This is a genomic window from Veillonella sp., assembly GCF_019414865.1.
Classification (GTDB): Bacteria; Bacillota; Negativicutes; order Veillonellales; family Veillonellaceae; genus Veillonella.
Genome location: NZ_DXLG01000200.1, coordinates 1 through 1797, shown reverse-complemented (window position 1 = coordinate 1797; position 1797 = coordinate 1). Strand labels below are relative to the sequence as shown.

The following is a 1797-nucleotide window of genomic DNA, read 5'->3' as shown; positions in this document are numbered from 1 at the left end:
CCATAAGTATTTGTTATGCAAAATATATTTGTAGAAAATTTCTTTGAAAGTAGTTTTATTTTCATCGCTTACTTCAGCTGCCACTGGTTCGTGTTTGTATTCCTCAATAGGTGGTAAGCCACAGGATTGAGGTGTGTCTTTCAACAAGAAAAATGTAACAACAGCTAACACGATAGAAATAAGAGCAGGGAAGAAGAAAATACTATGCCATGTACCAAATAGATAGATACCTAACGTAGCAAGAGGTGCGATGATACCGCCACCAAGGTTGTGGGATACGTTCCACCAGGACCACCAAGCACCGCGTTCAGAACGGGAGAACCAAGTTACCATATTTTTCGCATATGGAGGATAGCCCATACCTTGGAACCAACCATTTAAGAAGGCGAGTACGCACATAATAGGAATACTGCTTAAAACACCAGGTAAGGTGCCGAATAATAACATAACTAAAGCACTGAGCAATAGACCTACTGTGGAGAAGTATTTTGGGTTAGAGCGGTCAGACGCATTACCCATGACAAATTTACTTACGCCGTACGCTACGGATAAGAGGGTCATGACAATACCAAGATCCGCTTTAGTGTAGCCGTACTCAGCAATCATGTACGGAACAGCTAAACTAAAGTTTTGGCGGATCAAATAGAATGTAGCATAACCAATAAAAGTACCTGCAAAGACTTCTTTGCGAAGACGTTTGTAGGTGGAATCGATTTGCCCCTCTGGTAATCGTTCAATATGAGGAGCTGGAGAGAAGATCGACATCATCACACATCCTTTCTACAAAATGTCTTTTTTATCATACCATGTATGACTAAAAGTCGACTATGTTTTATTTTTAATTATGATAAATTGCTATTTTGGTGCACCATTATGGGCTTAACGCATAGATTATAGGTCATTAAAATATCTACTATTTATTAGAGAGAACTAGTACCAAAATACATGAATGGTGTCAATAAAATAGCGCTATCTATTCCGATAGACACTCAATTAGAGTTGTGAGATAGATAGCGCTTTTGTGTTGTATATTAATTGTGAATATATTTATATATTGTACGTGAATATATTGATTTTACTAATCGATAAGATGCTACAGTATTCAGAGTATATTACATACTATAGCACGCACACAAAGATATAATATAGCACGCATACAAAGATATAATCGATTTTATAGGCTTAATTAATCAATATATGTTACAGGATAGCCTTTTGCTTCGATTTCGCGGCGGTTAAGACCGTTTGGTAAGTCTGGATAGCCAATAGCAAGGCTAGCATATAATTTTTCACCTTCTTTAAGTCCTAGTTCACGCATTTTGGCTTGGATGCGTTCGTTATCTTGAAGATGGCGGATTTGGTTTACCCAGCAGCTGCCAAGATCGAGTTCATTGCAAGCAAGCATCATGTTTTGCATAGCACAAGACACATCGGCAAAGTTGTTTGCATAGCTTGCTTGGCTTGCTAGTACGATGAGCGCCGGTGCACCATAGTTAAATACAAATTTACCTTCACCGGACATTTTGATGATATTCACCATGTAAGGTAATGTATTTTCTGTAATCGGCATTTTGCCGTATTCCTCTTGAACGAGTGTTACTAACTCTTTGAGTACATCTTGGTTCGTAATGACCATGAAATATGTCAATTGTGTATTACCGCCAGATGGAGCACGGCGGCCAGCATCGAGGACTTGATCGATAAGTTCTCGAGATAATTGACCCGCTTTAAACTTACGCGTACTATGGCGAGTTTTAATACATTCTAAGGTATTCATGAGGACCTCCTAAGACAAAT

2 protein-coding genes are annotated in these 1797 nt (G+C 38.6%); both read right to left on the bottom strand.

What is annotated here, in order from left to right:
• The coding region (locus tag QZ334_RS08235; protein WP_323758630.1) for an MFS transporter at positions 1 to 765 on the bottom strand (765 nt) is incomplete at its 3' end.
• Between the two features lie 421 nt (positions 766 to 1186).
• Positions 1187 to 1777 carry a nitroreductase gene (locus QZ334_RS08230; RefSeq protein WP_295233570.1) on the bottom strand — a complete coding sequence of 197 codons (591 nt, stop codon included), beginning with the start codon at positions 1775 to 1777 and terminating at the stop codon, positions 1187 to 1189.
• Between the last annotated feature and the right edge of the window lie 20 nt (positions 1778 to 1797).

What these genes read in the sequence shown, in the direction of transcription:
- QZ334_RS08230 (WP_295233570.1), bottom strand. Translation starts at nt 1,777, where the DNA reads ATGAATACCTTAGAATGTATTAAAACTCGCCATAGTACGCGTAAGTTT.